Source organism: Streptomyces sp. NPDC003379, from assembly GCF_053589195.1.
In genome coordinates, this window is sequence record NZ_JBSFRK010000001.1 from 70,289 (window position 1) to 88,198 (window position 17,910).

Annotated in this window: 16 protein-coding genes; 11 read left to right on the forward strand and 5 right to left on the reverse strand. The window is 73.1% G+C overall.

Features of this window, described 5'->3' with window-relative positions; all coding sequences use genetic code 11:
* The first annotated feature begins 100 nt into the window (after positions 1–100).
* The gene (locus ACWDVB_RS00300; protein ID WP_451513285.1) at positions 101–1,372 is read left to right on the forward strand and encodes a hypothetical protein; all 1,272 of its coding nucleotides are present in this window, start codon (positions 101–103) and stop codon (positions 1,370–1,372) included.
* Entirely contained in the window at positions 1,360–2,631 is a 1,272-nt protein-coding gene (locus ACWDVB_RS00305) for a hypothetical protein (protein ID WP_451513286.1), read from the forward strand. The genes ACWDVB_RS00300 and ACWDVB_RS00305 overlap by 13 nt, the downstream gene beginning before the upstream one ends.
* A 22-nt stretch (positions 2,632–2,653) precedes the next feature.
* Here the strand turns inward: ACWDVB_RS00305 and ACWDVB_RS00310 are convergent, their stop codons facing one another.
* Positions 2,654–3,346 (reverse strand): pyridoxamine 5'-phosphate oxidase family protein, encoded by a 693-nt coding sequence (locus tag ACWDVB_RS00310; RefSeq protein WP_451513287.1) that lies wholly within the window; start codon positions 3,344–3,346, stop codon positions 2,654–2,656.
* A gap of 185 nt (positions 3,347–3,531) precedes the next feature.
* On the opposite strand from ACWDVB_RS00310, the gene ACWDVB_RS00315 reads away from it, so the two are divergent.
* Genes ACWDVB_RS00315 through ACWDVB_RS00325 form a run of 3 tightly spaced genes read left to right on the forward strand, consistent with a single transcriptional unit; the run spans position 3,532 to position 8,893 of the window.
* The gene (locus tag ACWDVB_RS00315) at positions 3,532–6,465 is read left to right on the forward strand and encodes a glycoside hydrolase family 2 TIM barrel-domain containing protein (RefSeq protein ID WP_451513288.1); all 2,934 of its coding nucleotides are present in this window, start codon (positions 3,532–3,534) and stop codon (positions 6,463–6,465) included.
* A 52-nt stretch (positions 6,466–6,517) separates the two neighbouring features.
* Positions 6,518–8,110, forward strand: coding sequence for a hypothetical protein (locus ACWDVB_RS00320; RefSeq protein WP_451513289.1), 1,593 nt, complete (start codon positions 6,518–6,520; stop codon positions 8,108–8,110).
* Between the two features lie 45 nt (positions 8,111–8,155).
* Positions 8,156–8,893, forward strand: a complete 738-nt coding sequence (locus ACWDVB_RS00325; protein WP_451513290.1) for a hypothetical protein — start codon at positions 8,156–8,158, stop codon at positions 8,891–8,893.
* A 15-nt stretch (positions 8,894–8,908) separates the two neighbouring features.
* Here ACWDVB_RS00325 and ACWDVB_RS00330 read toward each other — a convergent pair whose 3' ends face one another.
* On the reverse strand, positions 8,909–9,322 hold the full coding sequence (locus ACWDVB_RS00330) for an NUDIX hydrolase (protein WP_451513291.1): 414 nt from the start codon (positions 9,320–9,322) through the stop codon (positions 8,909–8,911).
* Between the two features lie 100 nt (positions 9,323–9,422).
* Between ACWDVB_RS00330 and ACWDVB_RS00335 the strand changes: the two genes are divergently transcribed.
* The gene (locus ACWDVB_RS00335) at positions 9,423–9,866 is read left to right on the forward strand and encodes a VOC family protein (protein ID WP_451513292.1); all 444 of its coding nucleotides are present in this window, start codon (positions 9,423–9,425) and stop codon (positions 9,864–9,866) included.
* Here the strand turns inward: ACWDVB_RS00335 and ACWDVB_RS00340 are convergent.
* Positions 9,849–10,574, reverse strand: a complete 726-nt coding sequence (locus ACWDVB_RS00340) for a helix-turn-helix domain-containing protein (RefSeq protein WP_451513293.1) — start codon at positions 10,572–10,574, stop codon at positions 9,849–9,851. The genes ACWDVB_RS00335 and ACWDVB_RS00340 overlap by 18 nt on opposite strands.
* Positions 10,575–10,584: 10 nt before the next feature.
* Entirely contained in the window at positions 10,585–11,523 is a 939-nt protein-coding gene (locus tag ACWDVB_RS00345) for an AraC family transcriptional regulator (RefSeq protein WP_451513294.1), read from the reverse strand.
* Positions 11,524–11,603: 80 nt separating this feature from the next.
* Here ACWDVB_RS00345 and ACWDVB_RS00350 point away from each other — a divergent pair, with 80 nt between their 5' ends.
* Complete coding sequence (locus tag ACWDVB_RS00350; RefSeq protein WP_451513295.1) at positions 11,604–12,473, forward strand: NAD(P)H-binding protein; 870 nt, start codon at positions 11,604–11,606, stop codon at positions 12,471–12,473.
* Between the two features lie 33 nt (positions 12,474–12,506).
* Here the strand turns inward: ACWDVB_RS00350 and ACWDVB_RS00355 are convergent, their stop codons facing one another.
* Complete coding sequence (locus ACWDVB_RS00355; RefSeq protein WP_451513296.1) at positions 12,507–13,643, reverse strand: YihY/virulence factor BrkB family protein; 1,137 nt, start codon at positions 13,641–13,643, stop codon at positions 12,507–12,509.
* 17 nt (positions 13,644–13,660) lie between these two features.
* Between ACWDVB_RS00355 and ACWDVB_RS00360 the strand changes: the two genes are divergently transcribed.
* From ACWDVB_RS00360 to ACWDVB_RS00375, 4 genes are all read left to right on the forward strand, one after another.
* Positions 13,661–15,295: an acyl-CoA dehydrogenase family protein gene (locus tag ACWDVB_RS00360; protein ID WP_451513297.1), complete on the forward strand. Its 1,635-nt coding sequence runs from the start codon at positions 13,661–13,663 to the stop codon at positions 15,293–15,295.
* A 294-nt stretch (positions 15,296–15,589) separates the two neighbouring features.
* Complete coding sequence (locus ACWDVB_RS00365; protein ID WP_451513298.1) at positions 15,590–16,888, forward strand: GAF domain-containing protein; 1,299 nt, start codon at positions 15,590–15,592, stop codon at positions 16,886–16,888.
* 130 nt (positions 16,889–17,018) lie between these two features.
* On the forward strand, positions 17,019–17,606 hold the full coding sequence (locus tag ACWDVB_RS00370) for a GNAT family N-acetyltransferase (protein WP_451513299.1): 588 nt from the start codon (positions 17,019–17,021) through the stop codon (positions 17,604–17,606).
* Positions 17,607–17,729: 123 nt separating this feature from the next.
* Complete coding sequence (locus ACWDVB_RS00375; protein WP_317850486.1) at positions 17,730–17,813, forward strand: putative leader peptide; 84 nt, start codon at positions 17,730–17,732, stop codon at positions 17,811–17,813.
* The last annotated feature ends 97 nt before the right edge of the window (positions 17,814–17,910 follow it).

Genomic DNA, 17,910 nt, shown 5'->3' on the forward strand with positions numbered 1-17,910 from the left:
GATGCCCCCGGCCGCGACAAGGGTCCGCGCGGCGACGCGCCGGGCGGCATTGATACCGTCCCCCTGATCTTGATGCGGTTCACGGGGGAAGGGGAGCATCATGCCGGGGGTGGGCGTGCTGCGCGCGGCGCGACGGCGCACATCGCCGCTGGTGGCGTCTCTGATTGCCCTGGTGGTGGGCGTGGCCTCGGTGACCTGGGCCGTCGTGTCGAGATCCGAGGAGCGTGCGGAGCGGCTCGCGGCCAATGAGAAGCAGCTGGCGCGGGCGTGTGCGGGCCTGCTCCCGGAGGAGCTCCGTTCCTTCGTGCCGGATGACAGGACCGGCGTACTGCACGAGTTCGGCACGATGCTGCACCCTCGCCGGGAGAGCCGCGCGCTGCTCGACTGCACGCTGTCGTGGGGCGGTGGCGGTGACGCCTGGGAGCCGGACGCGCAGGCGCGGGTGCGGGCCGAGGCCGTGCTCACCCGGGTCTCCCCGCCCGCGCTCGACGGCGGCTTCGGACTGCCGCTGCCCGACAGCGCGTTGGGCGCCGTGTCGACCGACGACCGGCTGAACGGCAGCACGGTGTCGGCCGCCCTGCTCGCCGACTGCCCGAAGGGCCTGACCGGCCGTGTGCGCCCGGCGCGGGACCTGCTCGTCACGGTGGACCTGCCCTCGGCCGCGGACGAATACCACGTCCCCGAGGCCGACCGCCTCCTCGCGTCCCGCACGGCGGTGCGGGTCGCCGACTGGGTGGCGAGGAAGCAGGGCTGCGGCAGCGAGCCCCTCCGGTCCCGGCCCGCGTCCGGCGGCGCCCCGGCCAAGGCGCCGAAGCTGTGCGACTGGCTTTCCCCCAAGGCGCTGCGGTTCGCGACCGGTGACTGGAAGCTCGACCGGAACGCGTCGACGTACAGCAGGCGCACGGGTGTGTGCGGCGGCCGGTGGGACGACACCGCGGGGTCGCCGGAGGAGTTCGCGGTCAAGGCGGCGGGAGCGGAAAGCTGGTCGGGCGTGCTGGCGGGCGGCGCGTACGACAGTCATCGGGGCAACAATCACGTCCCCGACCCCGACCCCGACCCCGACGACCGGCCCGGCACCGGGAAGCCCGTCACGGTCTCGCGGTCCGGCGACGATCCGCTGCTCGCCCTCTGGGCCCGCTCGGAGTGCGACGCGGGACCGACCTACCACCGCGTCACGGTGACCCCCGAACTCGGCTTCGGTCACGGCGTGGACGGAGAGACAGTCGTGCTCGGACCGAAGGAGCGGCGACGGCTCTCGCAGCAGGTCCGCGCCGTCCTCGACCGCTATCTCGCGGCGCCCGCGGGCTGGCCGAAGCGCGCACACTGCCGCGACACGCAGATCATGGGAGAGGTACAGGAGTGGCGCGGCTGACGTGGGAGACCAAGGCGGGGCGCGTGGTGATCGCGTCCTGCGGGGTGCTGGTCGCCCTGGCCCTGATCGCGGGCGGTTACTACTGGTGGGGCGGGCCGTACGAGCGCCGTGCGGCGCAGGAGGTGCTCGACGAGGCGTGCGGGGGCGTGCTGCCCTCCGACGAGATGCGGGCCGTGCTCGGCGAGGGGCCGTTCAGGAGCGGGCCCGGCGGGGTGCACGTGGGGGCCGAGGGCCGGGGCGCCCACGGCGACACGCGTCAGGTGACGTGCGCCGTCCTCCGCGACACCGAGCACCACGCGGGCCGTCCGACGCATGACGCCTCGGTCGAGGTCACCGTGCGGAGGGTGCCGGAGCGGCGCGGGAACAGCACGGCCGAGGACCGCGAGGCCGAGGTGGCGCGCGGTGACGGCTCGCCGTACCCGCAGGTGCCGGCCGAGCTGTCGCCCGCCGCGCTCGGCGGCGGCTGGCAGGGTTTGTTCACGACCGGTGAGAGCTTCACGAACCTGGCCGGCGACGAGTCGGCGACCACCACGGTGCTCCTGGACTGCGCCCGCGGCCGTGGCGGTCTGCTCGTCACCGTCGACGTGGAGGAGGAGGACGGCACGCTCGACGACCCGCGGCGCCGCACCGCCTTCGCACGGATCGCCACCGCGACGGCCGCGAAGGCGTCGGGGCAGTGGGGCTGCGACGCCCGGCTCGGCAAGCCCCTGCGTACCGTGCCGCTGCCGGTGAACGCCGACGAGGACGTGCCGCTCGCCGACGCGTCCGGGTCCTGCCGCGGCATCCCGGGCCGGGGCTCGCGGGTGTCCCGGGCCTGGGAAGGCACGGGTACGGGCGGTCCGGTAGAGGTGTGCGTGCTCGCGGGCGGCCGGACCGGCACACCGGCCACGGGCCCGGCCGACGAGGAGCGGCGCTATGCGCTGGTCGCGTACTACGGGCCGTACGCGGTCGACGAGCGCGCGCGTCAACAGGAGCGTCACGGCCAGTACTCCGACGAGCCCGTCCCTGGCGAGAGCCCGGCGGGAGAGCTGCGGGGCGGCGGCCACTGGGCGAGCGCGGTGTGCCGCGACGGCGGCGGCCCCGCGCTGTTCACGGTGCGGCCGGGCGACGCGACGGACGGGCAGGAGTACGACGCGGACGGTGAGCGCCGCGCCCCGAGGCCATCCGCCGCCGACCTGGCGTACGAGCGGGCCGCGCTGAAGGAGTTCGCGCGGCGCTCGGCGAAGGAACACGGTTGCGGGGCGCCGAAGCTGCCCTGAGACCCCGGGCGCCGGCCCGCGCTCACCCCTGCCGGGTCCCGCCGCGCCTCGCGATGTGCGGCGGCGGTTCGATCCCGGCGGGCAGCAGCGGATCGGCGACGGGCTCGCCCCACGTGGCCGTCAGCGGGAGGTTGCCCGCCCAGACGCCGAGTGCGGCGTCCGGGCCCTCGCCGTCGTCCGGCGGTCCGACGGCGACCTTGACGGAGGCCTCCGCGAGGGAGAGCGCGAGCAGGGTGGTCGCGGCCAGCTCCTTGCGGCTGGGGCGGCGCGCGTACTCCCACTGGCCGGGCGCCGCGTGCTCGGTGAGCAGGCGCAGGCCGCGCAGCTTCTCCTCGGGGTCGGTCACCTCGCGCGGGACCCCGTGGATCATCGCGCTGCGGTAGTTCACGCCGTGCTCGAAGACCGAGCGGGCCAGGATCAGCCCGTCGACGTGGGTGACGGTGACGCAGACCGGCGCCTCGGGGTCGGCGGCGAGGCTGCGGCTGGCGACGGAGCCGTGCAGGAAGAGCCGCGTGTCGTCACGGCCGTAGACGGTGGGTACGACCATCGGGTGGCCGTCGACGACGACACCGAGGTGACAGATGAAGCCCGCGTCCAGGATCGCTTCGAGGTCGGCGCGCTCCAGGCTGCCCTGTTCGCGGAGCCGACGGTGGCGGGTGCGGTCGGTGACGGGCAGTTCCGGGGGCAGCGCTGACGGCTGAGTTCGTCTGTTCACACGGCGACAACTTACCGATATCGCGGTTCAGTTGCCATACCTCAACGGATCTCGTACAGCCGGGTCCTTCCGTCCGCGTTATCCGCAGCCGTCACCACACCCGTCCAAGTCGCGCCCGAAGAGTCCAACAACTCCCGCTCCGAAACAATGGTGAGCCGCCGCCCCGGCACGGTCTGATGGAGCGCATGGAACGTATGGAGCGCATGGAACGTACGGATCTCCACCACGAGGACGTCTCCCCCGGCACCGGCACCCTCCCGCCCCGCGCCTGGTACGCGACGTCGGACGCCCCCACCCTCTCCCTCAACGGGACCTGGCGCTTCCGCCTCTCGCCCACCGCCGACACCGAGGACGACTCGTTCGCGACCGGCGCGTTCGCGACCGGCGCGTTCGCCGCCGACGGCCACGACAGCGGGGCCCTGGCGGCCTGGGACGAGATCACGGTCCCCGGCCACTGGGTACTGCAGGGCCACGGCGCGCCCCACTACACCAACCAGCTCTATCCGTTCCCGGTGGACCCGCCGCGCGTGCCGACCGACAACCCCACCGGCGACCATCTGCGCACCTTCGACCTGCCCGCCGGCTGGCCGCGGTCGGGCACCGCCGTCCTGCGCTTCGACGGCGTCGAGTCCTGCGCCCGCGTCTGGCTCAACGGCACGCGGCTCGGCGACTTCAAGGGCTCCCGCCTCGCCCACGAGTTCGACGTCGGCGCGCTGCTGCGCCCCGAGGGCAACGTCCTCGCCGTCCGCGTCCACCAGTGGTCCTCCGGGTCGTATCTGGAGGACCAGGACCAGTGGTGGCTGCCGGGCGTCTTCCGCGACGTGGCGCTGCTGCACCGGCCCGAGGGCAGCGCGGGCGACCACTTCGTCCACGCGTCGTACGACCACCGCGCGGGCACGGGCACGCTACGGGTCGACGCCGACGCTCAAGGTCGCGTCTCCGTCCCGGAGTTGGGCATCAACGTGGCGACGGGCGAGGCGGTCACCGTGCCCGTCGAGCCGTGGACCGCCGAGACGCCGAGGCTCTACGACGGGGTCCTGGCCACGGCGGGCGAACGGATCCCGCTGCGCATCGGCTTCCGCACGGTCGCCGTCGAGGACGGCGTCATCAAGGTCAACGGCCGCCGGATCCTCTTCCGTGGCGTCAACCGCCACGAGTTCCACCCGGAGACGGGCCGCGCCCTCGACCGCGACACGATGCGCGCGGACGTCCTGCTGATGAAGCGTCATAACATCAACGCGGTCCGCACCAGCCACTATCCGCCCCACCCCGCCTTCCTCGACCTCTGCGACGAGCTGGGCCTGTGGGTCGTCGACGAGTGCGACCTGGAGACCCACGGCTTCCAGGCGGTGGACTGGCGCGGCAACCCGGCCGACGACGACCGCTGGACGCCCGCGCTCCTGGACCGCGCGGCCCGCATGGTCGAGCGCGACAAGAACCACGCCTCGGTCGTCGTCTGGTCGCTGGGCAACGAGTGCGGCACGGGCCGCGGCCTGACCGCCATGGCCGACTGGATCCGTGCACGGGACGACAGCCGTCTCCTCCACTACGAGGGCGACAGCTCCTGCGCGGACACCGACATGTACTCGCGGATGTACGCCGCCCACGCCGAGGTGGAGACCATCGGCCGCGGAGAGGACGAGGGCCCCGAGACGCGGCGCCAACTCCCGTTCGTCCTCTGCGAGTACGGACACGCCATGGGCAACGGCCCTGGCGGTCTCACGGAGTACCAGCACCTCTTCGAGACGTACGAGCGGCTCCAGGGCGGCTTCATCTGGGAGTGGATCGACCACGGGATCGCGCACCCCTCGTACGAGTACGCCTACGGTGGCGACTTCGGCGAGCAGCCGCACGACGGCAACTTCGTCTGCGACGGGCTGGTCTTCCCCGACCGGACCCCGTCCCCCGGCCTCGTCGAGTACAAGAAGGTCGTCGAGCCGGTCCGCATCGACGGCGACGGCCGCGACGGGACCGTACGGATCACCAATCTGTACGACTTCGCGACGCTCGGCCACCTCTCCTTCACCTGGTCGTACGAGGTGGACGGCGTGAGTGTCGCGGACGGCACCCTGGCGGTCCCCCCGGTCGGGCCCGGCGAGCACGCCGAGGTGAAGCTGCCCCCGGCGCCGACGCGCGGCCGGGACGCGGAGACCCGTTGGACGGTGCGGGCGGTGCTCGCCGAGGACACGGCGTGGGCGCCGCGCGGCCACGTGGTGGCGTGGGCCCAGCTGGTCGTCGAGGTCGGCATGGTGCTGCCGGTGCCGGGCGGCACGCCCCCCGTGCGCGAAGGACGGCGGATCGCACTCGGACCCGCCGCCTTCGACGCCCGCGGAACGCTGCTGTCCTTCGGCGGCCTGGAGGTCAAGGACCTGCGCCTGGACGTGTGGCGGGCCCCCACCGACAACGACAACGGCATGCCCTGGCGCCCCGAGCCCTCCCTGGCCGCGCGGTGGCGCAAGCTCGGGCTCGACCGCATGCAACACCGCGTCGACGCGGTCGAGTTGAGTGAGGACGCCTTGACCGTACGCACCCGGGTGGCGCCGGCGGCGAGCGACCTGGGCCTGCGGGTGGAGTACCGCTGGCAGTCGAACGGCGCCCGGCTGCTGCTGATGCTGAAAGTGGAACCGGAGGGCGAGTGGCCGGTGCCGCTGCCCCGCGTCGGCATCCGCTTCGGGCTGCCCGGCGCGTCCGGGCCGGTCCGGTGGTTCGGCGGCGGGCCCGGCGAGGCCTACCCCGACACCTGTGCGGCCTCGGCGATCGGCCTCTGGGAGTCGGACATCGACCGGATGCAGACGCCGTACGTGCGCCCGCAGGAGAACGGCGCCCGGCCGGACCTCCGTTGGGCGGAGATCGGCGGTCTGCGGATCGACAGCGGCCACGGGCCGTGGTTCACCGCACGCCGCTGGACCACCGAGCAGCTCGACGCCGCCCGGCACCGCACGGACCTCACCCCCGGCGACACCGTGTGGGTCAATCTCGACATCGGCCAGCAGGGCATCGGCTCGCAGTCCTGCGGCCCCGGCGCCCTGCCGGAATACCAACTCCGCGCCCGAGCCGAAAGGTTGGACGTCACCTTCTCCACCGCCGTGACCCGGGGAAACGGAGCCGCCCGGCACTAGACTGGAGGGGAACACCGACCCCACGCGCCGCCCTGGGGGGAGGGAGCACCCCATGTCACAGCAGCGGCTCGGCCGTGGCCCGTCGAGGCCGGAACCAGACCCGGACCCGCGGCCCGACGCGCCCCCGGGGCGTTTCGTGGGCTGGCTCGGCGGCTTCGGCTGCGCCGCCGCCGGATACGCGGTGTTCCAGTCACTGGTCGGCGTGTTGCCGGACGCGATCTCGGCGGACGCCGCGCGGTACGGCATCGCGGCGGTGAGCGGCCTCGGCGTGGGCCTCGCCGCCTGGCTCTCGGCCGCGCTGCTCAGGGCGAGGGCGGGCGCCGGGGAGGGCGACGGTGACGATGGCGGAGGTGGTGGCGGTGGCGGTGGCGGTGGCGGTCGGGGAGACGGTGGTGGAGGCGACGGTACGGTCGCGGGCGGGTCCGGCGGGGGCCGCCACGGCCACCGCGGTCACCTCGGCCCCCTCGGCCATCCGGGACTCGCGGGCCTGCCCCGTCCGCGTGGACCCCGCACCGGCCCGGCGCCCGCTCCGTCCACCTCTTCCGCACCCTCCACCCCCTCCACCCCTTCCCTCCTTTCCTCCCTCCCCGGTCCGCTCCCGGCGCTCCTCGCCGCGTCGCACGCCACGCTCGCCGCGGAACTGGCCACGTTCGACGACCCCGAGCGCGGCAGGCTCATCGGCTGGCCGCACGCCCTGGACGAGCACACCAGGCCGGTGCGGCCCACACCGACCGGCACCGCCTACGGCCTGCACACCGTCCTCGAACTCGGCGCCCCCGACGGAAGGTTGGGCGTCAGCGACCTGACGGACACCCTGTGGCGGTTACGGCTGCGGGACGGCGGCTGGGCGGCCCGCTCCCAGGGCTCGAAACCGCGCCCCGAGGTGACCGCGCTCGCGCTCGGCGCCCTCGCCCGGGCCGGCGCGGACCCGGAGCGGGTCGCCGCCGAGGCGTCCCGCTGCGCCGCGAGCTTCACCGTGGAGCTCGAACCGTCCGGCTTCGGCAGGACGCACGTGGTGACCACGGTGCTGCGCGGCCTGCTCCGCGCGGCGCCGCACTCCCCCGACGTGGCCCGGCTGCGGGACGAGCTGGTCGACCGCACCATCACGGACCCCGCCAGGGAGCACCGCCGCTGCTGGGGCCCCACGCTGCGCGGCGCCCCGGCCACCCGGCCCTCCCCCGCGCACACCGCGCAGGCCGTGGTCGCCCTCGACCGGGCGGCCCGCGTCCTGGACGAGGACACGAACACCCGGGCGGCCCGCGAGGACGGTGTGCGCTGGCTGCTCGCCTGCCCGCAGCCGCCGCACGACGGCTGCGTGGACCTGACCAACACCCAGGAAGAGGTGCGCCGCCCGCACCCCGTCGACTCCTGGCGCCAAGAGGTGCTGTTCGTACGCCACTTCACGGCCGCCTGGATGGTGCGGGCGCTGCTGACGCCGGGTGCCTGGCGGATCGCCTCCGACGAGGGCCGTGAGGAGGAGTGGCACACGCTCCTCACGGCGGCCGTCGGCTCGGTGTGGCGCCAGCAGGACGACGGGATATGGAACTGGGACGGGCATGATCTCGGCCGACCCCTGTGGATGACCTATCAGGGCCTTTCGGCGCTGCGGGCACATGCCGTATGGATGTATCAGCCGGGTGCCTGAACCCCGGGACCTGCGCGGGTGGGCGCGGACGAGGGGGAGAGTGCTGTGGGTGCTCGGCATGTGTACAACGCCAGGCGGCTCCTCGAAGGGGCCCTGGGCGGTCCGACGGAGGACGACCTGGTGCGGGCCGCCCGCGCGGTCGTCGCCGAACTGGGCTCGCCCGAGCGCCTGTTGCCTCTGGTGGCCGAGCTGGCGACGGGCGTCGGAGACCCCTCGGGGTGCGCGCTGCTCTCGTACCGCCACGTCCTCGGCTTCGACAAGCTGCTCCTGATCGACGGCGGGCCCCGGCACCGGCTGCGCGCGCACGTGTGGCATCCGAAGGAGAGCGCGCGGGAGGACATCCACAACCACCGGTCCCCGCTGGCCTCCCACGTGGTGCGGGGCGCGCTCGGCATGGAGCTGTACCAGCCGGTCGAGGACGGCGGCGAGGACAGCGGGGGCGGGCAGGCCGCCGCGTGGTTCCGGGAGTCCCTGACGGGAGAGGAGGGCGACTGGCTCCTTGAGCCGGCGGGCCGGGCGCGGCTGCGGCTGACGCAGAGCGCTCTGTACGCGGCGGGGAGCGGGTACGCGCTGCCGTCGTACGCCCTGCACCGGGCGTGGTGCGCGGCGCCCGGGCCGACGGTGACGCTGTTCCTGGAGACCGGGGCGGGGCGGCGGCGCTATACGGACGTGTTCACCGAGCCCGACGCGGGGGACGCGCCGACGCGGGCGGTGGCGAAGAAGCCACTGGAGGTGCGGGACTACTTGACGGAGCTGAGGGTTCTCGCGGAGCTCATCGGCTGAAGGTCCCGGCCCGGCTCATCGGCTGAAGGCCTGGCGGACGATGTCGCGGTTGTAGTCGTCGATCTCGACCGTGGCGAGTTCGGCGGGGGCCAGCCAGCGGTGTTCCTGGTCGGGCAGGGGCAGCATCACGTCGAAGGAGAGCGGCCGGACCAGGAAGTTGTCCTGCCAGTTCTTGGTCTCGTGGCCCCGGTACGTACTGAGGAACGACGACTCGCCGACCTTGCGCAGCACCTGGCCGAGGAGGCCGGTCTCTTCCTTCAGCTCTCTCAGGACGCCGTCGCGTGGACTCTCGCCCGGTTCGAGCTTTCCGCACGGCACGCCCCACACCCGGGGCAGGAACCGCTCGGTCTCGCTGCGGCGTACGAGCAGGACACGGCCGCGGTGGGCGACGACGGCCGCCGCGAGCCGGTTCTCGCCGGGATAATCCATGCCTTCCACCGTAGCGGGGAATCGGGGGCCGGGACAGTCGGGCAGACCGTGTCCGATTCCTTCAAGACCGGTCGTCGGCCCGGCACATACGCTCACGGACATGAACAGCACACCCACTCGCACACCCACTCCGCGATTCGATCTGGTCGGCCTCGCCGTCTCCGACATGGCCGCCTCGCTCGCCTTCTACCGCCGGCTCGGCCTGGAGTTCGCCGAGGGCTCCGAGAGCGCGCCGCACGTCGAGGCCGCGCTCCCCGGGGGCCTGCGCATCGCCTTCGACACGGAGGAGACCATCCGGTCCTTCCATGAGGGGTGGCGCCCGCCCACCGGCGGGGGGCGGATCGGGCTCGCCTTCCACTGCGGGACTCCGCAGGCCGTCGACGCGTCCTACGCGGAGCTGACGGGCGCCGGGTACAGGAGCGAGCTGGCGCCGTTCGACGCGCCCTGGGGGCAGCGGTACGCGGTCGTGCTCGACCCGGACGGCAACGGCGTCGACCTCTTCGCACCGCTGGGGGACGCCGGGCGGTCAGCGGCCGCCGAGTAGCCCGGTCAGCGGCATTCCGGTCAACTCCCTTACGTCGCGCGCGAGATGGGCCTGGTCGGCGAAGCCCGTGGCGGCCGCGGTGTCCGCGTACGACAGTCCTCCGCGGGCCAGCGCGAGCGCCCGCTGGAGCCGGAGCACCCGGGCCAGCGTCTTGGGTCCGTAGCCGAAGGCGGGCAGTGAACGGCGGTGGAGGAGGCGGGCGTTGACGCCCAGGGCCGCCGCGGTCCCGGCGACCGACCGGCCTGCGCCCAGGGATCCGACGACCTCGGCGAGGAACGGGTCGGGCGGCTCCGCGTCGGCTGCGCACTCCACGGCGACCGCCTCCAGGGCGGCCATCGGATCACGTGCGCCGTCCACCCGGCCCGTCAGGCGGCGCGCCTTCGCCGCCGTCCACAGATCGGCCAGCTCGACGCGCAGGTCCCGTAGTTCGTGGGCCGGGACGCCCAGGAGGGCGGGGGCGGTGCCGGGGTGGAAGCGGATGCCGACGTGGCGGCCGCCGGGCTCGGTGTCGGCGGGGACGTACGCGCGGGTGTCCGGGCCCGCGACGAACAGCCTGCCCTCGGTCCACAGCAGGTCCATGCAGCCGTCGGGCAGCACGGGGCGGGCGTCGCCGGGGGCGTCCGTGGACGTGCGGGTCCACATGACCGCGCCGGTCAGCCGGGACGGCCGCTCCCAGTACTCCCCCTGCTCATCGGGCTGACACGCCATGTGAGGAAGGCTACGCCGCGCGGACGCGGTGTTCCTGGGGGCTGACTCCGTAGACCCTCTTGAAGGCGCCGGAGAGCGCGAACGCGCTGCCGTACCCGACCTTGCGGGCGATCGAGCCGATCGTCAGTCCGCTGTCGCGCAGCAGGTCCGCGGCGAGCGCGAGCCGCCAGTTCGTCAGGTACGTCATCGGGGGCTCCCCCACCAGGTCGGCGAACCGCCGGGCCAGCGCGGCCCGCGAGACGCCCGCCCGCGCGGCGAGGTCCGCGATCGTCCAGGGGTGCGCCGGATCGTCCTGGAGCAGGCGCAGGGCGCGGCCGACGACGGGATCGCCCATCGCCCGGTACCAGGCGGGGGCCGCCGCCTCGGGGCGGGAGAACCAGGCGCGCAGCGCGGCGATCAGGAGGAGGTCCAGGAGCCGGTCGAGGACGACGTCCTGGCCCGGCTCGTCCTTGCTGATCTCGTCGGCGAGCAGCGGGGTGAGCGGGCAGTCCCACACCTCGGTGGGCAGCACGAGCAGCGGCGGCAGCGCGTCGAGGAGCCGTCCGGTGATCTCGCCGCGCATCTGGTAGGTACCGATCAGCATCTCCACGGAGCTGTCGTGCGACTCGCCCCAGGCGCGCAGCCCGAGGTCCTTGTACTTCCCGAACGGTGCGCCGCCCAGCGGCACACAGCGCTCGCCCGGCTGGATCCCGGCGAGCGCCTCGGTGGTGGGGTCGTCGGCGCAGGTGTAGTGGTCGGGGCCGCGGGCGATGGCGAGGTCGCCGGGGCGGATGCGCTGTGCGGGCGTCCCGTCCTCGGGGACGATCCACGCGGTGCCGCGCACCATGATCATGACTGACAGGGGTGCCTCGTCGGCGATGCGCACCGACCAGGGCGGTTCGAACAGGGCGCGGATCATGAAGGCGCCCCGTGCACGCGGGCCCTCCAGCAAGCCTGCGAGTACGTCCATGGCGGCAGCGTAGACGCAGGCGTATGGCCGTGAGTGCCTGGGCGATGGTCCGGCCGATCCCGGGACAGTTCACTGGAGCCATGACCACGAACACAGCGAAGACGAACACAGAGAAGACCAGCACAGAGAACATGACGGTGTTGGTGACGGGGGCGACCGGCCGGGTGGGCCGCAGGGTCGTGGAGTCCGCCGAGGCGGCGGGGCTCACGGTGCGGTCGGCCTCGCGAGGCGGTGCGGTGCGGTTCGACTGGGCGGACCGGTCGACGTGGGCGGACGCCCTGCGGGGCGCCGACGCGGCGCATCTCGCGTATCTGCCGGACGTCGGCGCGCCCGGCGCGGCGGAGACGGTCGGCGCGTTCGCCCGCCTCGCGGTGGAGCTCGGCGTACGGCGGCTCACGCTGCTCTCCGCCCGCGGTGAGCGGCAGGCGCACGCCACGGAGCAGGCCGTGCGGGACTCCGGGGCGCTGTGGACGATCGTACGGGCCAGTTGGTTCGCGCAGAACCTCGGCGAAGGGCCGCTCCTGGACGGGATGCGGGGCGGGGAGCTGGTCTTCCCCGGGGGTGAGGTGCTGGAGCCCTTCATCGACGTGCGGGATGTCGCGGATGTGGTGGTGGCCGCGCTGACCGGCGGCGACCGGTTCGCGGGGCGGACCCTTGACCTCACGGGGCCGCGGCTTCTCTCCTTCCGGGAGGCGGTGGCGGAGGTCTCGGCGGCGGCCGGGCGGGACATCGCCTATGTCCCGGTTTCGGCCCGCGACTACGGGGCCGCGCTCACGGAGTTCGGGGTGCCGCCGGAGGAGGCGGAGTTCCTGGTCGAGCTGTTCGAGACGAACCTCGACGGTCGCAACGCGGTGCTCTCCGAGGGGGTACGGGAGGCGCTGGGCCGGGATCCCAGGGACTTCGCGGACTTCGCCCGGGAACAGGCCGAGGCGGGCACCTGGAAGAACTGAGTCCGGGCCCCTCCGCTGCTCCGGACCCTTCCGCTACTCCGGAGGACGATCCGTGCCGTTCTTCTTCACATGCGTCCGCAGACGCGACGTCACATCGTCCGGAGGGAGGAAGCGGGACCACCGCTCGGGGAACTCGGACGGCATCTCCGGGTCGTCGGGGTCGATGAATGCCTCGCGCGCCGCGGCGGCCCGGGCGACGACCTCGGCGGCCTGCGCCTCCCTTATGCGGTCGTTGGCGGCGCGCGCGGCCGCCGTGGCGACGGACGGCCAGACGCGGTCGATCGCCGCGTTGACCGCGGCGCCCACCAGGACCGCGAAGGCCGACACGCCGATCCACAGGAGCACGGCGACCGGCGCCGCCAGCGAGCCGTAGATCGTGGGGCCCTCCACCGTGCTGGTGAGGTAGATGCGGAGCAGGAAGCTGCCGAGCACCCACATGGCCAGGGCGATCAGCGCGCCCGGCATGTCCTCCACCCACGGCGACCGCACCGGCACCGACACGTGGTACAGCGTCGTCAGGAAGACCACGGAGAGGATGACGACGACCGGCCAGTAGAGGATCTGGACGACCGTCGTCGAGCCCGGCAGGAGCTTCACCACCGCGTCCGGCCCCGCCACCATCAGTGGCAGCGCGACCGAGCCGATCAGCAGCGCCACGATGAAGAGCCCGAAGGCGAGGACCCTCGTCTTGACGATGCCGCGCACACCGTCGAGGCCGTACATCACGGTGATCGTGTCGATGAAGACGTTGACGGCGCGCGAGCCCGACCAGAGGGCGAAGAGGAAGCCGATGGAGATGACGTCGGGGCGGCCGACCTTCATGACGTCTTCCAGTATCGGCTGCGCGATCTGGCTGACCCCCCGGTCGGACAGGACCGTGCGGGACGCCTCCAGGATGTTGCTCTCGACGCTGGCGATGGTGTTCGCGCCGGTCCACCGGTCGACGTAGGCGAGCAGCCCGATCAGGCTCAGCAGCAGCGGCGGCACGGAGAGCAGCGTGAAGAACGCCGCCTCGGCCGCGAGCCCCAGGATGCGGTACTCCATGCAGGAATTGACGGTGTCCTTGAGCAGCAGCCAGGCGGTCCTGCGCTTGGAGACGTTGCGGTAGAGAGCGCGGGCCCGTTTCCAGCGTCCCGAGGGACGCCCGGGTGTTTCATTTGCCTGGTGCACCTCCTTACCGTAGCGGCATGGCAGCCACCACCCACACAGTGACCAACCAGGCTCCGCCCCTGGTGGGATATGACGTATTCGCGTCCGACCGGGCCCTCGTGGAGGGCGTCGAGCGGCATCTTGATCCGGCGCTCCTCGATTCCGCCCGCGACGAGCTCTCGCTGCTCGGCCGCAGCGCCGGTTCCGCCCAGGCACAGGAGTGGGGAGCGCTCGCCAACGACAACCCTCCGGTGCTGCGCACCCACGACCGCTACGGCCACCGGATCGACGAGGTCGACTTCCATCCGTCCTGGCACCGGCTGCTCGGCAAGGCGGTCGGCGCGGGCCTGACCGGGGCCTGGTCGCGGCCCGGCGGGCATCTGCGACGCGCCGCCGGGTTCCTGGTGTGGACGCAGACCGAGGGCGGGCACGGCTGCCCGGTCTCGATGACGCACGCCGCGGTGCCCGCGCTGCGCGCCGACCCGGCGCTCGCCGCCGAGTGGGAGCCGCGCCTCACCTCGACCATCTACGACCAGGGGCTGCGCCCGGCGTCGCAGAAGGCCGGCGCCCTCTTCGGGATGGGCATGACGGAGAAGCAGGGCGGCAGTGACGTACGGGCCAATACGACGCGCGCGCAGGCACTCGCCGAGGACGGGACGTACGTGCTCACGGGGCACAAGTGGTTCTGCTCCGCGCCCATGTCCGACGGTTTCCTGGTGCTCGCGCAGGCCGAGCAGGGGCTGACCTGCTTCCTCGTGCCGCGGGTCCTGGAGGACGGCTCGCGGAACGCCTTCGCCATCCAGCGGCTCAAGGACAAGCTGGGCAACCGTTCCAACGCCTCCAGCGAGGTCGAGTTCGACGGGACGTGGGCGCGCCGGGTCGGCGACGAGGGGCGCGGGGTGCGCACCATCATCGAGATGGTCGCGGCGACCCGGCTCGACTGCGTGATCGGTTCGGCGGCGCTGATGCGGCAGGCCGTCGCGCAGGCGGTGCACCACGCCACGTACCGGGAGGCGTTCGGCGGCAAGCTCGTCGACAAGCCGCTCATGCGCAACGTACTGGCGGATCTGGCGCTCGAATCGGAGGCGGCCACGACGCTGGCGCTGCGGCTCGCGGCGGCGTACGACGACGGGAGCGAGCAGGAGCGGGCGTTCCTGCGGCTCGCGGTGCCGGCCGCTAAGTACTGGGTGACCAAGCGGTGCACGCCGATGGTCGGCGAGGCGCTGGAGTGCCTGGGCGGCAACGGCTACGTCGAGGAGTCGGGCATGCCGCGGCTGCTGCGGGAGGCGCCGCTCAACTCCATCTGGGAGGGGTCGGGGAACGTACAGGCGCTGGATGTCCTGCGGGCGCTGCAACGCGAACCGCAGGCGCTGAACGCGTTCCTCCAGGAGGTCGGCAAGGCCCGTGGCGCCGACCACCGCCTGGACGGCGCGATCAAGGGCCTGCTGACGGAACTGGCCGATCTCGACGGCATCGAGGCGCGGGCACGGCGGCTCGTGGAGCGCATGGCGCTGGTGCTCCAGGGGTCGCTGCTCGTGCGGTACGCGCCTTCGGAGGTGTCCGACGCGTTCTGCGCGTCACGGCTCGGCGGTGACTGGGGCACGGCGTTCGGGACGCTGCCGCACAGCCTGGATCTGGCCTCGGTAGTGGAGCGGGCGGCTCCGACGGCCTAGATGCATTGATCACGACCGTTGTTGACAGTGTGCTGACACTGACACGGGGGTGGTGCTGCGCCGACACGGCACCACCCCCGTCTTTCAGGCCCCTTGAGGAGCATGAACACCGCACGGGCGGCGTGGTGTCCAGATTCCGTCACCGCACAGCCGTTCGCGAGGGTTGCATGAGGTTGCAACGCGCTCCCTCCTCCAGTTGATTCATCGTCGAACCAATACCTCGGGGGGCGCTCCGCAAGGCACGATGAGGGGGTGCCGCTACGCACTGGTCTGGCCGGAAAGGACCCAGTGGTGATGAACGCCCCTTCGACGATCGACCTCGCGCGGCTCTCCGCCATGGACCTCGCACACGCCGCACGGCTCCTGAAGGCGGTGCGCGACGCGACGCTCTCCGGACAGCGGCCGCACGTCATGCCGCGGCCGGTGATCCACGAGTCCTGGGGGCGCATGCTGACCGGCGGCGTCGACCCCGACCACGACGTCCGGGCCCGGCTGCTCAGCGAGGAGGAGCTGGAGGAGCGCCGCCGCGCCTCGCCGCTCCTGGAGATCCTGCCGGTCCTGCGCCACGCCCTGGTCTCGGTGGCGGACGCCGCACAGCACATCATGGTCGTCTGCGACGCGCAGGCGCGGGTGCTGTGGCGCGAGGGCAGCGCCGCGGTGCTGCGCAAGGCGGACTCGCTCGGTTTTGAACCGGGCGCGGACTGGGGGGAGAGCGTCGTCGGCACGAACGGCATAGGCACCCCGCTCATCGTGCGCCGCCCCGTGCAGGTCTTCTCCGCCGAGCACTTCGTGCAGACCCACCACCCGTGGACGTGCACGGGCGCGCCGGTGACCGATCCGCGCGACGGCCGGCTGCTCGGCGTGGTCGACGTCAGCGGCCCGCTGCGGACCATGCATCCGGCGACGCTCGCCCTGGTCGACTCGGTGGCCAAGCTCGCCGAGGCCCGGCTGCGCGAGCGGCATGTGACGGCGCTGGAGCGGCTGCGGGCGGTGGCGGCCCCGGTCCTCGCGCGACTCGACGGGCGGGCCATCGCCGTGGACGTGCACGGCTGGACCGCCGCGGTGACGGGCATGCCCCCCGCGGACCGCCTCGCCCTGCCCAAGTCCCTGGCGGCGGGCCACACTTGGCTTCCCTCGCTGGGCTCCTGCCGGGTGGAGCCGCTGCCCGGCGGCTGGCTGCTGCGCCTGGAGAACCCGGGCGACACACCGGAGCCGCCCTCCGTGACCCGGCTGGTCCTCGATGTGAGCGGACCGCGCCGGTGGACGCTCGCGATGCTCGGCGGCGCCCGCGACTGGACACACGAACTGAGCCCGCGCCACGCCGAGTTGCTCTATCTGCTCGCCACGCACCGCGAGGGGCGCAGCGCGTCGGAGCTGGCACAGGACATGTTCGGCGATCCGGCGCGGACGGTGACGGTCCGGGCGGAACTCTCCCGAGTGCGGCGGTACTTGGGCGGACTGCTCGCCCACCGCCCCTACCGTCTGCACGAGGACGTCGAGGTGGAGGTCATATCGCCGGACAGCCCGGCCGGCCTCCTGCCGCACTCGACCGCCCCAGCGATACGAGACGCGAGGAGCGTGGCGGAGCCTTGAGCAGCATCGCGCGGGGCGGAGCCTTGAGCAGCATCGCGCGGGGCGGAGCCTTGAGCAGCACCTTGCGGGCCCGCTTCGACACCGGCCCCCGGCCGCGTCGAGGAGCCCGGCCCGTGATTCGCTGAGCCCCATGAGTCTCACTGTCACCACGTGGTCGCTGGAGCAGACGTCTCCCCGCGATCTGCTGCCCGCCGCCGTGCCCGAGGGCGATGTGCGGATCGTGCGCGCCGAAGTGCCGTCGCCCGAGTTCAGCCGGTTCCTCTACGCGTCCGTCGGCGGGGACATCCGCTGGACCGACCGGCTGTCCCTGACCTATGCCGAGTGGCAGAAGCTGCTGGACCGGCCCGGCGTGGAGACGTGGGTCGCGTACGACAGGGGGACGCCCGCCGGGTACGTGGAGCTGATGGCGCGGGGCGAGCTGGGGGACGCGGCGCCGGGCGTCGTCGAGATCACGTACTTCGGGCTGCTCCCCGCCTTCCGGGGCCGCCGGATCGGCGGGCACCTCCTCTCTTACGGCGTGGCGCGCGCCTGGGACCTGGCCGAGCGGTGGCCGGGACTCACGCCGACCGAGCGGGTGTGGCTGCACACCTGCTCCCTGGACGGCGAGCACGCCATGGACAACTATCAGCGGCGCGGTTTCAAGCTCTTCGACACCAAGGTCGAGCAGGAAGCGGAGGTTGTTGCTCCGGGCCCGTGGCCGGGGGCCGCCCGCGGCTGATTCGGCTCCTCCGCTTTCCGGTTCGCTGTGACCGACGACACCCTTGTCCACGATGCGGGACAAGGGTGTCCACATTTTGGATAATGCTGGACTGGGCCGAAAGTCCCGTGACACGCTTCCGGCATGGACCGCACTGGAAACGCCTTGGTGAGTCGACGCCACGTCGACCTCGGCCGCATGTCCAGCGCCATGTGTCCGGCTTGCTGATCGAGTCAGCGACGCCGCACGTCTGATCACTGATCTTCCCCGCTTCCCTCCCTGCGCAGCGCCGCGCGCACATTTCCGCATGTGCCCATACCCGCAG

Excerpts from the sequence above, each read along its gene's own strand:
- ACWDVB_RS00340 (WP_451513293.1), bottom strand. The coding sequence starts at position 10,574 with ATGGCGTGTCAGCCCGATGAGCAGGGGGAGTACTGGGAGCGGCCGTCC.
- ACWDVB_RS00375 (WP_317850486.1), top strand. The coding sequence starts at position 17,730 with ATGGACCGCACTGGAAACGCCTTGGTGAGTCGACGCCACGTCGACCTC.
- ACWDVB_RS00300 (WP_451513285.1), top strand. The coding sequence starts at position 101 with ATGCCGGGGGTGGGCGTGCTGCGCGCGGCGCGACGGCGCACATCGCCG.
- ACWDVB_RS00350 (WP_451513295.1), top strand. The coding sequence starts at position 11,604 with ATGACCACGAACACAGCGAAGACGAACACAGAGAAGACCAGCACAGAG.
- ACWDVB_RS00330 (WP_451513291.1), bottom strand. The coding sequence starts at position 9,322 with ATGGATTATCCCGGCGAGAACCGGCTCGCGGCGGCCGTCGTCGCCCAC.
- ACWDVB_RS00360 (WP_451513297.1), top strand. The coding sequence starts at position 13,661 with ATGGCAGCCACCACCCACACAGTGACCAACCAGGCTCCGCCCCTGGTG.
- ACWDVB_RS00315 (WP_451513288.1), top strand. The coding sequence starts at position 3,532 with ATGGAACGTATGGAGCGCATGGAACGTACGGATCTCCACCACGAGGAC.
- ACWDVB_RS00370 (WP_451513299.1), top strand. The coding sequence starts at position 17,019 with ATGAGTCTCACTGTCACCACGTGGTCGCTGGAGCAGACGTCTCCCCGC.
- ACWDVB_RS00335 (WP_451513292.1), top strand. The coding sequence starts at position 9,423 with ATGAACAGCACACCCACTCGCACACCCACTCCGCGATTCGATCTGGTC.
- ACWDVB_RS00365 (WP_451513298.1), top strand. The coding sequence starts at position 15,590 with ATGAACGCCCCTTCGACGATCGACCTCGCGCGGCTCTCCGCCATGGAC.
- ACWDVB_RS00345 (WP_451513294.1), bottom strand. The coding sequence starts at position 11,523 with ATGGACGTACTCGCAGGCTTGCTGGAGGGCCCGCGTGCACGGGGCGCC.
- ACWDVB_RS00320 (WP_451513289.1), top strand. The coding sequence starts at position 6,518 with ATGTCACAGCAGCGGCTCGGCCGTGGCCCGTCGAGGCCGGAACCAGAC.